Annotated in this window: 19 protein-coding genes and 1 tRNA gene; 3 read left to right on the top strand and 17 right to left on the bottom strand. The window is 66.3% G+C overall.

The genetic code is table 11. From position 1 onward, the window contains the following. Window positions 1-208 precede the first annotated feature (208 nt). On the top strand, window positions 209-790 hold the full coding sequence (locus ABUA37_RS04440) for a PadR family transcriptional regulator (protein WP_349897928.1): 582 nt from the start codon (window positions 209-211) through the stop codon (window positions 788-790). Here ABUA37_RS04440 and ABUA37_RS04435 read toward each other — a convergent pair whose 3' ends face one another. From ABUA37_RS04435 to ABUA37_RS04415, 5 genes are all read right to left on the bottom strand, one after another. Beyond that, window positions 791-2473: a bifunctional 3'-5' exonuclease/DNA polymerase gene (locus tag ABUA37_RS04435; RefSeq protein ID WP_407075344.1), complete on the bottom strand. Its 1683-nt coding sequence runs from the start codon at window positions 2471-2473 to the stop codon at window positions 791-793. Window positions 2474-2666: 193 nt separating this feature from the next. Continuing rightward, window positions 2667-3512: a DUF1684 domain-containing protein gene (locus ABUA37_RS04430; protein WP_349897926.1), complete on the bottom strand. Its 846-nt coding sequence runs from the start codon at window positions 3510-3512 to the stop codon at window positions 2667-2669. A 70-nt stretch (window positions 3513-3582) separates the two neighbouring features. Further along, window positions 3583-4020, bottom strand: coding sequence for a DUF2269 family protein (locus ABUA37_RS04425; protein ID WP_349897924.1), 438 nt, complete (start codon window positions 4018-4020; stop codon window positions 3583-3585). Window positions 4021-4177: 157 nt separating this feature from the next. Beyond that, window positions 4178-4381: a cold-shock protein gene (locus ABUA37_RS04420; protein WP_325517862.1), complete on the bottom strand. Its 204-nt coding sequence runs from the start codon at window positions 4379-4381 to the stop codon at window positions 4178-4180. Window positions 4382-4592: 211 nt separating this feature from the next. Continuing rightward, complete coding sequence (locus ABUA37_RS04415; RefSeq protein ID WP_349897922.1) at window positions 4593-7070, bottom strand: ATP-dependent DNA ligase; 2478 nt, start codon at window positions 7068-7070, stop codon at window positions 4593-4595. Between the two features lie 68 nt (window positions 7071-7138). Here ABUA37_RS04415 and ku point away from each other — a divergent pair, with 68 nt between their 5' ends. After that, window positions 7139-8131 carry a non-homologous end joining protein Ku gene (ku, locus tag ABUA37_RS04410; protein WP_349897921.1) on the top strand — a complete coding sequence of 331 codons (993 nt, stop codon included), beginning with the start codon at window positions 7139-7141 and terminating at the stop codon, window positions 8129-8131. Window positions 8132-8149: 18 nt separating this feature from the next. Here the strand turns inward: ku and ABUA37_RS04405 are convergent, their stop codons facing one another. From ABUA37_RS04405 to ABUA37_RS04360, 10 genes are all read right to left on the bottom strand, one after another. Further along, window positions 8150-9118 carry a DNA topoisomerase IB gene (locus tag ABUA37_RS04405; protein WP_349897920.1) on the bottom strand — a complete coding sequence of 323 codons (969 nt, stop codon included), beginning with the start codon at window positions 9116-9118 and terminating at the stop codon, window positions 8150-8152. A gap of 6 nt (window positions 9119-9124) precedes the next feature. Further along, complete coding sequence (locus tag ABUA37_RS04400) at window positions 9125-10444, bottom strand: Nramp family divalent metal transporter (RefSeq protein WP_349897919.1); 1320 nt, start codon at window positions 10442-10444, stop codon at window positions 9125-9127. 5 nt (window positions 10445-10449) lie between these two features. Next, a complete protein-coding gene (locus tag ABUA37_RS04395) occupies window positions 10450-11061 on the bottom strand; it encodes a flavodoxin family protein (RefSeq protein ID WP_349897918.1) in 612 nt (203 codons plus the stop codon). A gap of 47 nt (window positions 11062-11108) precedes the next feature. Continuing rightward, on the bottom strand, window positions 11109-11621 hold the full coding sequence (locus tag ABUA37_RS04390; protein WP_349897917.1) for a DUF6328 family protein: 513 nt from the start codon (window positions 11619-11621) through the stop codon (window positions 11109-11111). A gap of 83 nt (window positions 11622-11704) precedes the next feature. Further along, the gene (locus ABUA37_RS04385; protein ID WP_349897916.1) at window positions 11705-13099 is read right to left on the bottom strand and encodes a permease prefix domain 1-containing protein; all 1395 of its coding nucleotides are present in this window, start codon (window positions 13097-13099) and stop codon (window positions 11705-11707) included. Then, window positions 13096-13449, bottom strand: coding sequence for a PadR family transcriptional regulator (locus ABUA37_RS04380; protein ID WP_349897915.1), 354 nt, complete (start codon window positions 13447-13449; stop codon window positions 13096-13098). Before ABUA37_RS04380 ends, ABUA37_RS04385 begins: the two co-directional genes overlap by 4 nt. A gap of 80 nt (window positions 13450-13529) precedes the next feature. Next, on the bottom strand, window positions 13530-14015 hold the full coding sequence (locus ABUA37_RS04375) for a YbaK/EbsC family protein (RefSeq protein WP_349897914.1): 486 nt from the start codon (window positions 14013-14015) through the stop codon (window positions 13530-13532). A 63-nt stretch (window positions 14016-14078) separates the two neighbouring features. Next, window positions 14079-14152: transfer RNA gene (locus tag ABUA37_RS04370), tRNA-Ile, on the bottom strand. Between the two features lie 37 nt (window positions 14153-14189). Next, window positions 14190-15428, bottom strand: a complete 1239-nt coding sequence (locus ABUA37_RS04365; RefSeq protein ID WP_349897913.1) for a glycosyltransferase — start codon at window positions 15426-15428, stop codon at window positions 14190-14192. Between the two features lie 92 nt (window positions 15429-15520). Next, window positions 15521-16462, bottom strand: coding sequence for a DMT family transporter (locus ABUA37_RS04360; RefSeq protein WP_349897912.1), 942 nt, complete (start codon window positions 16460-16462; stop codon window positions 15521-15523). A gap of 40 nt (window positions 16463-16502) precedes the next feature. Here ABUA37_RS04360 and def point away from each other — a divergent pair, with 40 nt between their 5' ends. Further along, window positions 16503-17069 (top strand): peptide deformylase, encoded by a 567-nt coding sequence (gene def, locus ABUA37_RS04355; protein ID WP_349897911.1) that lies wholly within the window; start codon window positions 16503-16505, stop codon window positions 17067-17069. Between the two features lie 3 nt (window positions 17070-17072). Here def and ABUA37_RS04350 read toward each other — a convergent pair whose 3' ends face one another. Together ABUA37_RS04350 and ABUA37_RS04345 are read right to left on the bottom strand one after the other, a co-directional pair. Further along, window positions 17073-17378: an AzlD domain-containing protein gene (locus tag ABUA37_RS04350; protein WP_349897910.1), complete on the bottom strand. Its 306-nt coding sequence runs from the start codon at window positions 17376-17378 to the stop codon at window positions 17073-17075. Further along, on the bottom strand, window positions 17375-18139 hold the full coding sequence (locus ABUA37_RS04345) for an AzlC family ABC transporter permease (protein ID WP_349897909.1): 765 nt from the start codon (window positions 18137-18139) through the stop codon (window positions 17375-17377). The genes ABUA37_RS04350 and ABUA37_RS04345 overlap by 4 nt, the downstream gene beginning before the upstream one ends. Window positions 18140-18170: the final 31 nt, after the last annotated feature.

Here is an 18170-nt window from a genome sequence, read left to right as displayed (position 1 = left end):
ATTCGGTTGAGGTGCGACTTCCCCATCGACCTCTGAATGGTGTGCTGCTTCGTGTTCAGTTGAGCGGCATCCGAGTGAATCGGAGCCGTTGCTTGAATTATCCCCGATAACACCCCCAAATAACAACTGTGTGATTCCTCTTTCCGGTCTGCCGCTTCGCCTAGCTATATACTCCGTATGGCTTTAGTGATTCCAGGGCGGAGCGTCGATGTCGGTTCGAGACGGAGCTCTGGCGATCCTCACGCTCGGTCCGGCGTACGGACTGCAGTTGCATGCCGAGCTTGCCGAGCGCGCACCGCATCGCAAACCGGTGAACGTGGGACAGATCTACGGCACGCTCGAACGCCTGGCCAAGCAGGGACTTGTTGTTGCCGCGGGCACCACAGACGATGGACTTCCTCTGTATGCGCTCACCGAGGGCGGCGACCGTGAGTCGCGCACCTGGATGACGGAGCCGGCGACCGCCAGCCTGCCCGAGTGGACGGAGATGCTCGACCAGGTGCTCATCACGAGTTCTATTGATCCCGCGTCGGCGATGACGCTCGCGAGGTCATTCCGCGGATGGTGGGACGCCGATCTTGCCGCGACGCGACTGGCGCTGCAGACCGCTGCAGCAGAACCTACGGATGAGTTGCGGCAGGACCAGCGTCTTGCTCTCGTCGCGCGGGAGGCACTTGCCGTCGCAGCGCTCGCCTGGATCGGGGCTGCGACCGCGGCCATCGCCGAGAACGATTCCGCCCGCGGATACTCGAGGTCGCGACCCAGGCGCGGTCGGCGCCCCGGCGCGTAATCACTTCGCCTGCGCGTAGTTGTCTACCGTGGCGACGCTGAGCGGAAACTCCACGGGCAGGGCCCCGAACAGGAGCCGACCGGCCTCTGCTGCCGACTCCCTCGCAGCCTGCTCGACCGCGGGAGCGGCATCCGCCGGGCAGTGGATCACGAGTTCGTCATGCATGAAGAAGACGAGGTGTGGGCCGCGGGTGAGCCAGGCGCCACCGGAGAGTTCCTGAAGCGACTGCCGCAGGGTGGCCATCCAGCAGAGCGCCCACTCCGCGGCGCTGCCCTGCACGACGAAGTTGCGAGTGAAGCGCCCCCAACTGCGGGCCTGGCCACGTGCGCGTCGCTGTTCGGCATCCGTCACATGGTCGCCGTAGGCCGTCGCCTGAATCTCGCGCCACTCCTCGCTCGGTGCCGGCGAGCTGCGGCCGAGTCTGGTCGTGACGATTTCACCGCGTTCACCGGCTCGCGCAGCATCTTCGACAAGGGCGATCGCGCGTGGGTAGGCGCGGCTGAGCCGCGGCATGAGTCGGCCGCTCTCGCCCGTGGTCGCGCCGTACATCGCGCCGAGCATCGCGACCTTCGCCTGGGCGCGGCTCGTCACCGCGCCGCTCGCGACAATCCCGGCGTACATGTCTCTGGAACGGCCCGCCTCGGCCATCGCGCGATCACTGGACAGGGCGGCGAGGATTCGCGGTTCGAGCTGCGATGCGTCGGCGACCACGAGCTTCCATCCCGGGTCCGCCACCACGGCCTCGCGAATCTGCTTGGGCAATTGCAGCGCACCCCCGCCGCCCTTGCTCGCCCAGCGGCCCGTGACCACCCCGCCGGGAACGTAGTCGGGATGAAAGCGGCCGTTTTGAACGTTCGTGTCGAGCCAGTGCCAGCCGTTGGCGGTCAGTAGACGGGCGAGTTTCTTGTACTCGAGCAGCGGGGCGATCGCCGGGTGGTCGATTTTCTTGAGTTCCCACGAGCGCGTGGATGTCACGGTGATTCCCGCGCGCGCGAGTGCCCGAAGCAGGTCGGCTGGTGAGTCCGGGTTGAGCTCTGGCGCGCCAAGCTCCTCGCGCACTCGCTCCAGAACCGCCGCGAGGCCCGCGGGCCTCTGGCCCGGCTGCGGCCGAGAACCGAGGTGGCGGGCGAGCAGGTCTTCGTGCAACTCAGCCCGCCATGGAAGCCCGGCGTGCCTGATCTCCGCGGCGACGAGCGCGCCGGCGGACTCCGCCGCGAGCAGTAAGCGAAGCCTCCCGGACTCGGTGGCGGAGTCAATCGCCTGCCGCTGCAGCCGGAACTCCGCGATCGGGTCGTGCTCGTGACGCGGCGCCGGGGCGTCAAACTCGAAGAGTGCTTCGTCAGCCCTGCGCTCCAGCGGCTCGCCCGGGCTGCTATCCCAGGAGTTCACTGGAGCGCGTGCCAGCTCTGAGCCGGCACTGAGCGCCGAGTTACGCAGGATGGCGTGCGACAGGCGCAGGTCCACGCAGCGCTCCACTCGCACGCCGTCGTCGAGCAGTTTCGCGTACCAGCGGCTCGTGTCGTCCCACACCCAGCGTGGCCGCGAGGCCTCGAGCCGTGCCACCGTCGCGGGCAGGAACTCGCGGTCCACGACATCCGTCGTGACAACCGCTGCCGCGTCATCGAGCGTGTTCAGCACCACCCGATCGCCGCCACCAGGCGCTGAACTCAAGACGACGTGCACCCCTCCAGTCTGCCGCTGCGAGCCGACATCCCGGCGCACCTCTCCCGTTGCCGCCGCCAGTCTTTCGGAAATTCAGGACATTGGCGCGCTCATGCCGCAGGTGCCCGCGACGTCACGGGCGAGCGCATGAGGTCCCGCGACCAGAGTCCTGAATTTCCGAAAGGCACGGAGTGACGCAGAAGCCGGGTGTGCGTCAGGCGTGGAGGAGAGCGCCTGAGCTGTTGAGGACGTTCTTCTCGCCTGCCTCGATGGGAACCTGGAAACGGTTCTGCCGTGGCGGCATCGGGCAGTTGAACGCGTAGGAGAACGCGCACGGCGGGACTACCGCGCGGTTGAAGTCGAGCGTGATCGTGCCATCGGCATTCGGCGCCACGAAGAGGAACCGGCCGACGCTGTACGTCGAGTCGCCGTTCGTGCTGTCCGCGAAGACGAGCTGCAGCGCGCGACCCGACTTGAACGCGGCGAGGTTGTAGTCGACCCCGTCCTTGCTGAAGGTGATCTCCCCCGGGATGGCAAGCTCGCGCGTCTTGCCGTCGTCTTTCAGATGTTCGAAGCCCACCGTTGCCCCGCCGGGGATCTCGGTGAACTTGGCCGTGATCACCCATTCCGGGTTGTACGGGAAGACGTCGATACCGCCGAAGTCACGGATGCCCTCGGACTGCGAATCCCACACCCGCAGCGCATAGCTGCCGGCCTCGCTTGCGATGACGAATCCGGTGACCGTGTCGCTGAACGCGATCTCGCCGGGGGCATCGGAGTCCTTGCCCGCCACGACGGCGGAGCCATCCACGAGTTCCCCGTTCACACGAATGCCGTCGGACGCGGTGGCCGTGACGCGCAGGCCCGACTCGCCCTCCGGCAGCGGAGCCCACACCCCGGGAACGCCGTAGATCGTCTGTTCCGAGTCGATCCACTGCGTGTTCACCAGCGCCAGATTGCCCTTCGGCTGCACCACCGCGAGCTCCCGCCGCTCGTGAAAGAGGGCGAACTGTTCCTCCGGGGTGGCCGGGGTGGCGGTGTTCTGGGCGTTGTCGGTCATGAAGTCCGTCCTTATCGTGGTCACCGGATGCAACGAGCGGCGACGCGAAAATATTGCCGGTGTTGTTGGGCTAGGGCTTCCAGACCATGAGCACGACGACGAGCAGAAGCAGGAGCGAGACGACGCCCGATCCGGCGGCGATCTGTGGATAGCGGGCCTCCTTGCCGCTGCCGTCTTTGGCGACCTCGGCACCGGCCTTGCGCAGCGCGGGGACGACGAGAAAGAGGTTCAGGAGCAGCGCCACCAGGTAGGCAACAGTGGAGAGCCATATCCAGGTGGTGCCGAAGGAGAGGTGGTACTTCGGATCGCTCATGCCGAGCAGCCCGAACCCGAACACCACAACAACGAGCGAGATGAGACTGAACACGAACACCGACGTTGCCAGCGTCTTGACCTGCGCACCGTTGCCCGCCCTGATTGCCCTCAGCCCGGTCATCGGCAGAATCGCCATCGGCCCCACGATGAACACGGCCGTCACCACGTGCAACACGTTGAAGAGAGTTTCCATGCCTACAGGCTAGATGCACCCGGCCAGCCACGGAAGGAGGCTCGGCGGTGCGGGTGAAGCCGGTCGCAACGATCCCGCAGCGGGCAAAGAGAAAGCCGGTCCCCGCTGAGCGGGGACCGGCTTTCTTCCAGCTAATGAGCTGCTGTTAAGCGAGCTATTAAAGCGGGCGGATGTTCTCCGCCTGCGGGCCCTTGGGGCCCTGCGCCAGGTCGAATTCGACCTTCTGGTTCTCGTCCAGGGACTTGTATCCACTGGTCGCGATAGCCGAGTAGTGCGCAAACACGTCGGGGCTACCGTCCTCGGGGGCAATGAAGCCAAAGCCCTTCTCTGCGTTAAACCACTTTACGGTTCCAACTGCCATTTCATTCTCCTTCAGGAGGTCTTCGCGTAACCCCGACTGCCGGGGCCACTCGTCGCGGTGTTCATCGTCCGCTCCCGAAAGAAACATGCGCCGGAAGGCGACAAGCATTCAAGATCTGCGAGGTACAGCAACTGCATGAGCAAGCGTAGCCCATTGACACGCATATGGGGGATATTTCCTTGCATTACGATTCGGCAACTCTCGCGGCGCTTCAGGACTCCGGGACAACATCCGCCGGCGACGTGTCTGGGCGCCACCCGCGCCAGGATGGCTGACGCAGGTGACCGCCGGCCGTCCATTCGGCAAAGGCCACTTCCCCGACGCGGCTGGGCGACACCCAGCGAGCATCCGCGGCTTCAGCCCTCGGAACGTCCGTGAAGGGGCTCGTCTTGCGCGCGAGTTTGCCGAGCGTGACCTCAAGCTCCTCGAGCTGTCGATCGCCGAAGCCCGTGCCGACTCGGCCGACGTAGTGGAGGCCGTGCGCATCCGGAATTCCCAGCAGGAGCGAGCCGATCGTGCCGGACCGCCGTCCCTTGCCCGGCCGCCATCCACCCACCACGACCTCCTGCGTGAGGTGGTGCTTGATCTTGATCCAGGCGGCCGACCGGCGACCCTTCGCATAGGTGCTGCCCCGCTTCTTGGCCATGACGCCCTCGAGGCCGAGCTTGAGGCTGCTCGACATAGCCTCATCGACATCGCCTTCGAAGGCGGGCGGCACCTGGATGGGACCGGCGGAACGCACGACATCCTCCAGCATCCGCCGCCGCTCGTCGTAGGGAAGTGCGGTGAGCGACTCACCGTCCAGTTGCAGGATGTCGAAGAGCAGCAGTTGCACCGGCGTGCGGCCCACCGCCTTCTCCACATCCGCCTTTCTGGTGAGCTTCATGCGTGACTGCAGCAACCCGAAGTCGGGGCGGCCCTTCCTGTTGATCGCGACGATCTCGCCGTCGAGAACCGCGGATCGGCCGTCGAGATTCTCGGTCATCCGCTCGGCCACGTCGGGATAGCTCACGGTGACATCGTTCTCGTTGCGACTGTAGAGGCGCGTGTCTGCCCCATCGACGGCGACGATGGCGCGGATGCCGTCCCACTTCATCTCGAAGGCCCAGTCCTCGTCGCCGTCAAGGCTGGATTCCGTGCCGAGCGTCGCGAGCATGGGGGCGATGAACGCGGCGCGCTTCCCCGCAGCGGTCTTGTCACGAGTTGTCTTCGCTGACCCGGACGGCGCCTTGCTGCGAGTGGCCGCCTTCGTCGTCGGCGCTTCCGTCGCAGAATCGACGCCGGGTGAGTCCTTCATGAGGTGGATGAGCCAGGTGTTCTCTGCGCGCCCGTCGTCGCCCGTGTGGATGAGGGCGTACTTGCGCGGACCCCCCAGTCCGCCGCCCGGGCGTCCGTGCAGGGTCGCAATGACCTCCTTGCCGTCGCGCCACTTCTCGAGCTCGTACTCCCCCGCATCCCAGATCGTTACATCACCCGCGCCGTATTCCCCCTTCGGAATGGAACCCTGGAAGCTGCCGTATTCGAGAGGGTGGTCCTCCGTCTGCACGGCGAGATGGTTCTGTTTCGGCTCCGTCGGCGGGCCCTTCGGTAGGGCCCACGACACGAGCACCCCGTCGTGCTCCAGCCGGAAGTCCCAGTGCAGCCTGCTCGCGTGATGCTCCTGGATGACGAAGGAATTCCCCGCGCTCGCGGCCGGCTTCCCCTCGGGCACCGGCTCCGGCGTCTTCGATGCATCGCGCATGGAGCGATACTTTCCGAGCCGGTCTGCCCCGCCAGACTCGCCCGGAGGGTCCTCGGCGTGCCCTGCAGAGAGGGCGGCCAAGGGATCGGCGCGGTGCTTCATCCGCTTCAGCACCTGCAGGTAGTCAAGATGCTCGAGGTCGGCGCTGTCGAGCTCCTTCCAGGTGCGCGGCGCGGCCACCGTCGGGCGAAACCGCCCGCGCAGCGAGTACGGCGCAACGGTGGTCTTGGCCGCGTTGTTCTGGCTCCAGTCGACGAGTATCTTGCCGCGCCGCAGCGACTTCTTCATGTCGCTCACCACGAGATCCGGGTGGTCGGCCTCCAGCGCCCGCGCCAACTCGTGCGCCACCTCGGAGATGCGGTCGGAGCTCTGGCTTCCATCGAGTGCGGCATAGAGATGGATGCCCTTGCTGCCGCTCGTGACCGGCATCGGGTCAAGACCCATGTCGCTCAGGATGCTGCGCGCCAGCTTCGCGACCTCAACGCAATCGGCGAGTCCCATCCCTTCACCCGGGTCGAGGTCGAGGACGAGTCGGTCGGGGTTCTTCGCTCCCCCGCCGCGCGCGAATTGCCACTGCGGCACGTGGATCTCGAGCGCCGCGATCTGCCCGAGCCAGGTGAGCGTGGCGAGGTCGTTGACCATCGGGTACTCGTTGACGTGGTCCTTGTGCTCGATCGTGCCGCGCTTCACCCAGGATGGCGCCGAGTCCTCGAGGTTCTTCTGGAAGAACACCGCACCCGGCTTCTCCGGGGTGCCGACCCCGTTCACCCAGCGCTTGCGCGTGACCGGCCGGTTCGCCGCATGCGGAATGAGGAATTCGGCGATGGCCGCGTAGTACGAGAGCACGTCGCCTTTCGTCGTTCCAGTCTCGGGATACAGCACCTTATCGAGGTTGGTCAGGGTGATGCGGTGCCCGTCAACGGTCACGGTCTGCTGTTTCTGCGCCATCACTCCAGCATGCTTTCGTCGCCTGTCAACCTCTACCCCTTGCCAAACCCAGGGTGTGTACTGGATGAATGAGACCGATCTGGAAAGGCTCCATCGCGTTCGGCCTGGTGAACGTGCCGATCAAGGTGTACAGCGCGACAGAGGACCACGACGTCAGCCTTCATCAGGTGCACGACAAGGACGGCGGCCGCATCAAGTACCAGCGGCGCTGCGAGGTGTGCGGGCGCATCGTGGACTACGAGCACATCGACAAGGCCTACGCGGAGGGCGATCGCACGGTCATCCTGAGCGATGAGGACCTGAAGACGCTGCCGGCCGGTCGCAGCAAGGAGATCGAGGTCGTCGAGTTTGTGCCGAGCGATCAGATCGACCCGATCATGCTCGACCGCAGCTACTTTCTCGAACCGGATTCGCGCTCGCCGAAGGCGTACGCGCTGTTGCGCCGCACGCTCGAAGAGACCGACCGCACCGCGATCGTGCATTTCTCCCTACGCGACAAGACGCGACTGGGCGCGCTACGTGTGCGCGGCGACGTGCTCATGCTGCAGTCGCTGCTCTGGGATGACGAGGTGCGCGAGGCGAATTTTCCTTCCCTCGAGGACGACGTGCGGATCTCGGCCAAGGAGCTCAAGATGTCCGAGTCGCTCGTCGACTCCTTCGCGAGCGACTTCGAACCGGAGAACTTCAGCGACGAGTATCAGGAGCAGCTGCGCAAGCTCATCGACGCCAAGCTCGAACAGGGTGATGCCCTCGACACCGACGCGACCTTCGGTGAGGAGCCCGAGGAGCCGCAGGGCGGCGAGGTCATCGACCTCATGGATGCCCTCCGCCGCAGCGTCGCCAAGAACCGCAAGAAGCCTGCCGCGGCCTCCAAGCCCGCGCGCAAGACTGCTCCGAAGAAGGGTCGCGCAAGCTCCACCAAGACATCGGCGAAGTCGAGCGCCGCGAAGTCGAGTGGCACGAAGTCGAGTGGCAGCAAGTCGAGTGGCGCCAAGCCGACCCGCGCCACGTCGACCCGTGCGAAGACCGCGAAGCCTGCCGCGAGGGGCAAGGCCTCCTGATGGCCGGCCGCTGAGGAGCTAGTCGCTCAAGAGCAGCGTCCGCAATTCCGACTCGGCCGAGGTGAGTCGCGCCGGATCGATCGTCTCACCCGCGAGGAAGTGGTCCACCACGCGCGGATCGACGTAGCTCTTCTTCGCGATCGCCGGGGTGTTGCCGAGCACGGCAGCCGCATCCTTCACCGCTTCGACGATCGCGCTGGTTCTGCGCCTGCCGCTCGGCTGCGCCCCCGACTTCGCGAGGCTCACGGCGGCCGCGATGGTGCCACGCAGGGTGCGGAAGTCCTTGGCACTGAAGTCCGAGCCGGTGCGCTGTTTGACGTCCGCATTGATCTCCGCGGCCGACAGCGAATGCCACACATCCTCGTCGTCGAGCCAGGCGAGCAGTGGGTCGTCTGCGGCACCGCCTCGATCGCGCACGAAGGCCGCGAGGTCGGGATCCGTGATGTCACTCTCCCAGAGCTGGCCGCTCTTGGCTGGAAAGCTCAGCGTCACCGTGTCGCCGTTGAGGGCGGCGTGGGAACACAGCAGGGTGGAGAGGCCGTGGCTGCCGTTCGCGTCGGCATAGCGCTCGCTGCCGATCCGCAGCGAACCGGTGTCGAGCATCCGAAATGCTGCCGCGAGAGCGCGTTCCCTCGTGAGACCCTCTGCGCGCAGCGCGCGGGTCACGCGTCCACGTGCCGCTGGCAGGTGCTCGGCCAATTGCAGGGCCCGATCAAACTTGATGCGGTCCTTCTGTTCGCGCCACACCGGGTGATAGAGGTACTGGCGGCGACCGGCCGCGTCGACGCCCGTCGCCTGGATGTGGCCGTTGACGTAGGGAGAAATCCAGACGTCGGTCCACGCCGGAGGAATCGCGAGCGCCTCGAAACGTTCCTTCAGCTGCGGATCGTTGACCGTTTCGCCCGACGGGTCGCGATATGTGAAGCCGCGGCCGTGTCGAACCCGCGCGTAACCTCGGCCGGAGGAATTGCTGTGTCGTAGTCGCATGACGCTCTACCCACCCGCCAGGGTGTACCAGACGCCGTAGACGCCGGCCACGCACATGATGCCCGTGGTCGCCCAGCCCAGCGTCGCCGCGAGCCGGCCATTGCGGTACTTCCCCATGATCTCCCGATCGCGGGAAATCAGCATGAGCACGATGAGGAACGGACCTGCCGCGATGCCGTTGACGATCGCGCTCAGCACGAGCAGGCCAATCGGACCGTGGCTGAAGACGCTGAGGATCGTTCCGGCCACGATGCCGAAGGCGAGCAGGCCGTAGAACACGGGCGCCTTGCGCGGGCTGCGTTCGAGGCCCCACTTCTTGTCGAGCAGTCCGGCGAGACCGGCGGCCCCTGATGCCGCGAGAACGGGTACCGCGAGCACTCCGGAACCGATGAATCCGATCGCGAAGAGATAGCCCGAAAAGTTTCCGGCGATGGGTTCGAGGGCCTTCGCCGCCTCGGCGGCGCTGCTCACCGTCTTGCCGTGCGCACCGAGCGTGGCTGCGGAGGCAGCGATGATCGCGAACATGATGAAGACCGAGAAGGCCATGCCGGTGAAGACATCCACCCGCCCGTTGTGCAGCGTGCGCCGAGCGCCCGGAGCGGGGCGGTCCGTGAGTGCCGGTGCCTTCGAACCGCCGAGCTTCCCCGCGCGCAGCTCTTCGACGCGCTGGGCACTCTGCCAGAAGAACATGTACGGCGAGACGGTGGTTCCGAGCACCGCGACGATCAGGCCCAGGTAAGCGGGTGAGAAAGTGAAGTGCAGTCCCACAGTGCCCCGCAGCACATCGGCCCAGTCGACCTTCGCGGCAAACAGCACGGCGACGTAGACGAGCAGCACGAGGCACAACCACTTGAAAACTTTGGCAATGAGACCGAATGAACCGGCAATGAGCGCGATGACGATGCCAACGCCCGCGATCGCGCTCCAGAGCGGGGGCGGGCCGGCGTGCAGCAAGTGCATGCCCTCGCCGATCGCCATGAGATCGGCTGCGAGATTCAGACAGTTTGCCGCGATCAGGGCTACGAGCAGTATGCCGATGACGACGCGGATGCGGTGCGGAAACTTCCGGCGGGCGAGACGCCCGAGGCTCTCCCCGGTCGCCAGTGCCGTGCGGTCACAGATCTCCTGGGCTGCCATCATGAGCGGCAGGGTCAGCGGTACCGTCCAGAGCAGCCCGTTGGAGTAGGTGGCGCCCGCCTGCGAGTAGGTCGCCACACCGGAGGGGTCGTCGTCGGCGGCGCCGGTGACGAGGCCCGGCCCGAGCACCGAGAGAAAGCGGACGAGGGGCGAACGCTTCCGCTCGGCGGAGGCTGTCTGCTCGGCCACGGCGCTTAGGAGACGGGGTATGAGCTGATGCGCAGCGCGGATGCAAGGTGGGCGGCGTTGGCAGCCAGGGTCTTGGTGGCGGCGGCCACGGCATCCGGGGTCTTGGGCAGGTCTTTGTAGTCGACCTTCTGCATTGCCTCACCATTCCAGTACGTGACGCCCTGGGCGGGAATCGTGTAGCCGACGTCGTTGAGCGCCTGGAACGCACTCGCGGTGATCTGGTGCGCGCCGTCTTCGTTGCCGACGATTGCCGCAACCGCAACCCTGTCGAAGAGGATCGGGCGACCCTGGTCATCCGTCTCGGAGAGTTCGGCGTCGAGGCGCTCGAGCACGCCTTGGGCGACGCTCGACATGTGACCCATCCAGGTTGGCGTGGCGAACACGAGGATGTCTGCGGCAAGCACCTGTTTGCGGATCGCCGGCCAGCCGTCGCCCTCCCCCATGTCTTTGGAGACGCCGGGCTTGACGTTGTGGTCGACGATGCGCACGGTCGATCCTTCTACGCCGTGCGTGGCGAGTGCGTCGAGGACCTGACTGGCAAGCAACTCCGTACTGCTGGGGGCGGGCGAGGGGCTGAGGGTGCAGACGAGGGCGACCGCGGTCAAGGGAGTGTCCATTTCCCCAGTGTCGCTCGGCATCAGATCTGTCGACACCCCTTGATATTTCAGCCGCGTGATGGCGTGCGTCGCGCCGACTCCGGTAGCACGATGAGGGTGACGACGAGGATGGCGCCGATCACAAGACCAGCGATGATCCCCGCCCACAGGGTGAGGACGACGTCGAAGATGAACAGCACGACTCCGGCGGCGAGAACGGAGACCACCCACAGCGTGGCGACCAGGAGCCTGCTGCCGATGGCCACCATCCGTGTCTTCTCGTGGTGGCGGAACAGGGTGCGGTGCAGTCCGACGGGGGCCAGTCCGAGCGCGGTGCTCGTCGCGGCGAGCAGCACGAGCACGAGATAGATGACGACCTGGTAGGGCTGCAGCTCGGTGAACCGCTGCTGGAAGGCGAGGGTCAGCAGGAAGCCGCTGATGATCTGCGTTCCCGTCTGAGTGACGCGCAGCTCCTGCGGCAGTTCGGTCCAGTTGCGGTCGGCACGCTCGTTAGGGGTCTCCTCCCGCCCATCGCTCGACTCCGCCTCGCTGTTCGGCTTCGAGTCACTGTCACCTGCCATAGCCACCCCTGTCGCGCGTCGGGCCAGTTTTCCTGGTGACTATTCTGCCCCGACACTCCGGGATGTGGCCGCTCGCGCCACGCTCAACCGAAGGCGAAGATCAGTGGCAACAGCAGCACGACCACGCCAGCCCAGGCGCCGAAGACCGGCAGGTATCCGGTCTGCCACTTCTCCAGTGGTGCACCGGATGTGCGCCGCACGAGCATGCGCACCGACAGCCGGGCGGTCGTCGCGAGATTGATGACGAGGATGAGGTTGAGGCCGAGCGCGGCGATGCGGTTGGCCGTGAAGCCGAACTCGGCGACGCGAGTGAGCATCGAGACCAGCACGAGCACGTCGAGGATGAGCGCCGCCGCGATCGCGACGAGCCGCAAGACATCGAGCGCTCCCGCCGGCTTCGTCGACTCGCGCGCCGACAGCGCGTAGAGGACGAGCCCGAAGACGACGAGCAGGAGCGCGTCGAAGACGGTGATGAGATCGCGGTCGAACTCGCGACCGATGCCACCGACCGCGTAGACCACGACCGCGACGAGCAGCATCACGGCGAACAGTGGTGTGAACACGGCCGCGAGCACGGGCGCGAGGTTCTCGATCACGCTCTTCTTCGCCTCGACGAGCCAGGCTGCCACGATGACCGCGGCGGCGGCGCCCGAGGGGAGAACCCACAGCATCACTTGGCCGATGGCGTCTGGTGCAATGGGCGAGAGGATCAGGGTCGTGAGACCGACAAGTACACCGCCGCCGAGGGCGAGCAGCACCCAGTAGATCACCCACTCCCCCGTGAACCTGACGAAGTCCATGCGTCTGCGCCAGGTGCCGCCAGCGTCGCTCAGGTAGGCGATGCCGACCACGAACCAGAGCAGCACCGGGAAGTGGATGGCGACCAGCGCATCCGTCTGGCTGTTCTGGGTGAAGGGATAGACGTTCACGATGACCGTGACCACCGCGACGAACGCGGCGATGGCGAGGATCCTGCGTCTGGGCATGCGGCGCTGCCAGGCGAAGTAGGCGATGAGCACCGGTAGTACGAAGAGGCTCGCGTCGCGCACGAACCAGGCGGGGAACGCATCCGTCGACTGGGCGACGAGTCGACCGATCTGGATGGACACGGCCGCGATGAGCGCGAACACGATCATCTCGACGACGGGCCGGCTTCGAGTCGCTGGCTCATCCGGCGCGGGCGGAGTGAACTGTTTCCACAGCCGCTCGCCGTGTTCGCGAGCAAATTCCGCGGTCACCCGGTCCACCCGGCCCATGCGCTGCACGGCGATCTGAAAGGCCTCGGATGTCGTCAGCCCGGCTGCCTCAAGTTCCGTCGCCTGCTCGCGCAGGTGCTCTTCAAGCTCGTCGGCATCGGACGCGTCGATCGCGGGATTTCTGGTGATGGCCGCACGCCACTCGGCGATGTCGGCATCCAGCTGCGCTGTGCCGTCGCCGCCTGTGCCGTTGCCGTCTGTGCCCTTGCCGCCCGCGCTCATGCGCCCGCTCCTGCCACGATCGCGGTCGCCTTCCACAGGCCGCCGAGGGTGCGGGTGGCGGTCTCCCACTGCTTGCGTTGGTTCACGAGCTCTGCCTTTCCCGTCGGGGTGATCTCGTAGTAGCGGCGCCGGCGGCCCTCGGGCGATGTGCCCCAGTCGGCGTGCACGTAGCCGAGTCGGTCGAGGCGGTGGAGCAGCGGATAGAGCATGCCGTCGGTCCACTCAAGGTCGCCGCCGGAAAGCTCGCGCACGCGCTTGTGGATCGCATAGCCGTAACTGCGGCCCTCCGCGAGAATCGCGAGCACGAGCGGCGTCGCCATTGCCGCGACCAGGTCCTTGTCGATGTTCATCGCGCCTCCATACCTGACACCACTATACATTGCAGTACAATGTATGAGGAAGCGGAAGAGAACGCCTATCGCCCCCGAACTCAGGTCACCCGCATCGCCGCACCACCGGTAATCCGGACGAGTTCGTCAAACGTCGTCGCGAACACGGCGCGCGGATGACCCGCCGACGCCCACACCTCGCCGTAGTCCGCGAGCGAAACATCGATGATCGTACGAATGGCCTGCGGATGTCCGAGCGGCGCCACACCCCCGATCGATTGTCCGGTGCGCTCCTTGACCAGATTCGCCGAGGCACGCGTCAGCGTCCCGCCGAGTTGCGCCCCGAGCAACTCGGTGTCGACCCGATGAGCGCCTGACGAGAGAATGAGGATGAGCTGGTCATCCAGCATGAACAGCAGCGATTTCACTATCGCGCCGAGTTCGACGCCCAGCGCGCTCGCGGCTTCACTCGCTGTCCCGGTCGACTCCTCGAACCACCGCGTGCGGGGCGTACTGCCCCGGGCGGCGAGCGCGGATTCCACAGCGGCGACGGCCGCGTGCGTCGGGGTGTCGGCGGGAACGTTCATGCGGTGATTCTTTCATCAACCGGACGCCCACGCCGCGTCTCGGCAAGCTCGACGACCAAAGGGTAGGGCGGACGGGACTTGAACCCGTGACCGACGGATTATGAGTCCGCTGCTCTAACCAGCTGAGCTACCGCCCCGCGTCGCCGCCGAAGCGGAATTCCGGCCGGAGACCGGTCAGGAAGCCTGCTCGTCGAGCGACACGTCGGTGACGGGATCCGTCACCGGTTCACCACGATACAGGCTCTCGAAGATGCTGATGGTGCGCTGGATATCGTGAGCCTCGATGTATTTGAGACTCCACTTCTGCATCCGCTTGTAGTCCTCGTCGGAGGCGGTGAGCACATCCGTCAGCTTCGCCGCCAGATCGCTCACCCTACCGGGCTCGAAGAGGTAGCCGTTCTCGCCGTCGTGCACGAGGTGCGGCAGCGCCATCGCGTTTGCGGCGACGACCGGCAGTGCGGATGCCATGGCCTCCATGGTCGCGATGGACTGGAGTTCGGCGATCGACGGCATGGCGAAGACGCTCGCGCGGGTCAGCGTGGCGCGCAGCTGCTCATCCGACACGTAGCCGAGGAAGTTCACCCGCTCGGCGATGCCGAGATCCTTCGCCAACTGCTTGAGCTGGTTCATGAGGTCGCCGCCGCCGACGATGTCGAGCTTCGCGTCGAGCGAGGGGTCGAGCGCCGCCATCGCCTTGAGAAGCACGTCGAGATGCTTCTCGCCCGTGACGCGACCGACGAAGACCACCCGGTTCTCCGTGCGCTTCTCGAGGCTCGGTGTGTAGAGGCTCGCGTCGATGCCGCAGGAGATCGCGTGCACATCGCGCACGTTCGTCTCGGCCTCGAGGAAGTCCGCCGCCTTGCGACTGGGCGAGGTCACCGCCTCACAGAACGCGAAGGTCTTCGCCGCATCGTTCCAGGCGATCTGAATCGCCTTGCGGCGCAAGAACTTCGGCAGCAGGGTGTGCTCGATCATGTTCTCGGGCATGAAGTGGTTCGTGGCGATGATGCGGATGCCGCGCTTGGCGGCCTGCCGCGCGAGGCCGCGGCCGACGACGATGTGGGACTGGATGTGCACGACATCCGGCTTGATCGCATCGAGGAGCCTCGCGGCATGGGCCTGACTGCGCCACGGTAGCACGAACCGCAGCCAGTCGTGCGGGTACCAACGCCACGAGTAGATGCGATGCACCGTGAAGGTGGCACCGTCGTGCTCCTCCTGGAAGTCACCGTGCTTGCTGTTGAACGCGGGCGCCTCGACGTGCACCTCGTGACCGCGCTCGACCAGTCCGGCAGCGAGTCGAGACGCAAAATTCGCCGCTCCGTTGACGTCGGGCGGGAAGGTGTCGGCACCAATCAGTACGCGCAGGGGCTTCGACGGGGTCGAAGCTGCACTATGCGGGGCGTCAGGCAAATTCTCGGGGTTCCCTTGCAGTGTCGATTGCTGTGCAGTGTTCGTGAGGTTCGGGCGTGACGCGCGGTCGAAACGCAACCGGCGCTGCCAGTTTAGCCGCGGGACTGCGGATGATGCTTAGCCAATTGGAACACTCCGTAAACGGCGACCACGCCGGAGACGAGGAAGGCCAGGATCGCCCAGGGCGAGGCTCCCGCCGCCTCCTGCAGCACGACGACGCCGATGCACACCGCCACGATGGGGTCGATCACGGTGAGCCCCGCGATCACGAGGTCGGGAGGCCCGGAGGAATAGGCGCTCTGCACGAAGTAGCCGCCGAGCGCCGTCGCGGCGAGCAGCGCCACCACGCAGATCACGGTGAGCCATTCAAATCCGCCGGTGTCCGATCCGTACAGCACGAGCGTCTTGATGCGGTCGATGACGACCTTGGCGAGAGTCGCGACGAAGCCGTAGAGCACGCCGGCGCCGACGATGTAGATGATCGCCTTGAAGCGATTGCGCAGGTAGGCGAAAAAGATGGCGAACGCAACGGTGACGACCCCGAGGATCACGAGAATGATCACGAGCTGGCTCTCGCTGATCGGACTCGACGTCGCCGTGAAGGCCGCGATCGTGACGAACAGCGCGACGCCGACCACGCAGAAGGCGATAGCCCGGATGGCCGCCCAGGTCAGCGGCATCTTCGAGACCCTCGCATTCACGACCGCGGTGATCACGAGCGCCACCGCGCCCAGAGGCTGCACCACGATGAGCGGCGCCAGGTACAGACTCGTCAGCTGGAACAGGATCGCGAGGCCCAGAAACAGGGTGCCGACCACCCACGACGGCCTCCGAAGCAGGAGCAGGAGCTGGCCGAGGCTGAGAGCCGTCGAATCCTTCGTCGCCGTCGCCGCTCCGACCTTGCCCACACCCCGATGCTGGAACTGGGCGCCGAGCGACAGCAGCACCGCACCGACCAGAGCAATCGGAATCCCGAGAGCCTTGTCTGGGGTGAGCGTGATCGCGTGGGTCAGCTCGAGGAGGTCGGGTGGCACGCCACGACCCTACCCGCTGTGGCCACGATATTCTTGGCGAATGGCCGTTCTTCCGATCGTTATCACCGGTGATCCGGTGCTCCATTCGCCTGCGGCCCGCGTGACCGACTTCGGCACGAGTCTCGTCACGCTGATCTCCGACATGTACCAGACCATGGCCGCCGCGCCAGGCGTCGGCGTAGCCGCACCGCAGGTCGGAGTGCCGCTGCGGGCCTTCGTCTATGACTGGACCGACGACAACGACGTGCGCTGGCGAGGGGCCGCAATCAACCCCGAACTCTGGGTGAACCAGCCCACGATAGACGAGTTGGATGAAGAGACCGAGTCCGAGGGCTGCCTCTCGATCCCCGGCGAACGCTTTCCCCTGCGCCGGTCTGACCTCGCGATCCTGCGCGCCGTCGACCTCGACCAGAATCCCTTCGAGATCGAGGCCAGCGGATGGCTCGCGCGCATCTTCCAGCACGAGTTCGACCACCTCGACGGCCTGCTCTACGCCGACCGGCTCGCTCCGCCGCACGCGAAGGCCGCGGCCAAGGTCATCCGCAAGAACGGCTGGGGCACCCCGGGGCTCAACTGGCTGCCCGGCGTGGACCACCCCGAGGGCTAGCGCCTAGAAGAAAGCCCGGATGAGCGCCGCCGTCACCGCCGCCGCTATCACCACCAGAATGAACGGCACCCGCAGCGCGAACAGCCCGGCCGCCACGAGCAACGCCGGCAGTCGCGCATCGACAGCGAGCCCCTGGCCCTCGCCGAAGCTCTGCACTCCGATGAGCGCGGCGAGCAGCGCCACGGTCAGCAGGTTGGCGACGCGCGCGGTCACGGGCTTGTCGAGCACCGTCTTCGGAACGAGGTAGCCGCTCACCTTGAGGGCGAGGCAGGCGAGCGAGGCGATGATCACGATCTGCCAGAGCGTCATGCGTGATCACCCCCGGCGTGACTCGCCGGTGCTGGCGGCAGGTGCGGCGGATCGAACTGCGGTTCGTCGGTGGGCGCCGCCGACCCGCCGAACCAGTTGAAGACGCCGACGAGAATCGCGACCACTCCGGCCACGAGAACCGGAAGCCCCGGGATCAGGACGGGCGTGAGCACGACGGCCACCACCGCTGCAGCCGCGGCAACGGCCACCGGCTGAAGCTGGCGGAGTCTCGGCCACAGGAGGCCGAGGAAGGCGGCCGCGGCAGCGGCATCCAGCCCGTATTGGCGCGGATCACCGAGTGCGTCGCCGATGAGGCCGCCGATCAGGGACGTGAGATTCCAGCCGATGAAGGTCGCCGCGGCGGTGACCCAGAAGCCGATGCGCTGCGCGCGCAGGGTGGACTGCGTGCTCGCCACCGCCGTCGACTCGTCGATCGTGACCCACGCCGCCGCGAGCCTGCGCCACCAGCGACCGCCGATGATCGGGGCCATCCGGATTCCGTAGATGCCGTTGCGGATGCCGAGGATCGCCGCACTGGCAATGGCCGCCGGTCCCGCCGCCACGCCTCCGGTCGCGATGACGCCGACGAGCGCGAACTGCGAGCCGCCGGTGAACATCAGGAGGCTCATGACGCAGGTCTGCCAGATGTCGAGGCCGGCACCGAGGGCGAGGGCGCCGTAGGAGACACCGTAGGCGGCCGCGGCGAGTCCGACGGCGAGTCCGGCACGAATCGCCGCAGAGTCTTCTTTAGTTCGAGGCATGCGTCACGACCTAGGCAACCGCGGAAGGGCC

Source organism: Parafrigoribacterium soli, assembly GCF_040227235.1.
In the GTDB taxonomy this organism is placed as follows: Bacteria; Actinomycetota; Actinomycetes; order Actinomycetales; family Microbacteriaceae; genus Parafrigoribacterium_A; species Parafrigoribacterium_A soli.
The sequence above is the reverse complement of the archived record's forward strand: the minus strand, read 5'-3'. Positions and strand labels throughout refer to the sequence as shown.

Coding starts and splice junctions, on each gene's coding strand:
- ABUA37_RS04440 (WP_349897928.1), top strand. CDS start 209: ATGTCGGTTCGAGACGGAGCTCTGGCGATCCTCACGCTCGGTCCGGCG.
- ABUA37_RS04380 (WP_349897915.1), bottom strand. CDS start 13,449: ATGAACATCGACAAGGACCTGGTCGCGGCAATGGCGACGCCGCTCGTG.
- ABUA37_RS04390 (WP_349897917.1), bottom strand. CDS start 11,621: ATGGCAGGTGACAGTGACTCGAAGCCGAACAGCGAGGCGGAGTCGAGC.
- ABUA37_RS04395 (WP_349897918.1), bottom strand. CDS start 11,061: ATGGACACTCCCTTGACCGCGGTCGCCCTCGTCTGCACCCTCAGCCCC.
- ABUA37_RS04425 (WP_349897924.1), bottom strand. CDS start 4,020: ATGGAAACTCTCTTCAACGTGTTGCACGTGGTGACGGCCGTGTTCATC.
- ABUA37_RS04405 (WP_349897920.1), bottom strand. CDS start 9,118: ATGCGACTACGACACAGCAATTCCTCCGGCCGAGGTTACGCGCGGGTT.
- ABUA37_RS04420 (WP_325517862.1), bottom strand. CDS start 4,381: ATGGCAGTTGGAACCGTAAAGTGGTTTAACGCAGAGAAGGGCTTTGGC.
- ABUA37_RS04415 (WP_349897922.1), bottom strand. CDS start 7,070: ATGGCGCAGAAACAGCAGACCGTGACCGTTGACGGGCACCGCATCACC.
- ABUA37_RS04430 (WP_349897926.1), bottom strand. CDS start 3,512: ATGACCGACAACGCCCAGAACACCGCCACCCCGGCCACCCCGGAGGAA.
- ABUA37_RS04385 (WP_349897916.1), bottom strand. CDS start 13,099: ATGAGCGCGGGCGGCAAGGGCACAGACGGCAACGGCACAGGCGGCGAC.
- ABUA37_RS04350 (WP_349897910.1), bottom strand. CDS start 17,378: ATGACGCTCTGGCAGATCGTGATCATCGCCTCGCTCGCCTGCCTCGCC.
- ku (WP_349897921.1), top strand. CDS start 7,139: ATGAGACCGATCTGGAAAGGCTCCATCGCGTTCGGCCTGGTGAACGTG.
- ABUA37_RS04345 (WP_349897909.1), bottom strand. CDS start 18,139: ATGCCTCGAACTAAAGAAGACTCTGCGGCGATTCGTGCCGGACTCGCC.
- ABUA37_RS04375 (WP_349897914.1), bottom strand. CDS start 14,015: ATGAACGTTCCCGCCGACACCCCGACGCACGCGGCCGTCGCCGCTGTG.
- def (WP_349897911.1), top strand. CDS start 16,503: ATGGCCGTTCTTCCGATCGTTATCACCGGTGATCCGGTGCTCCATTCG.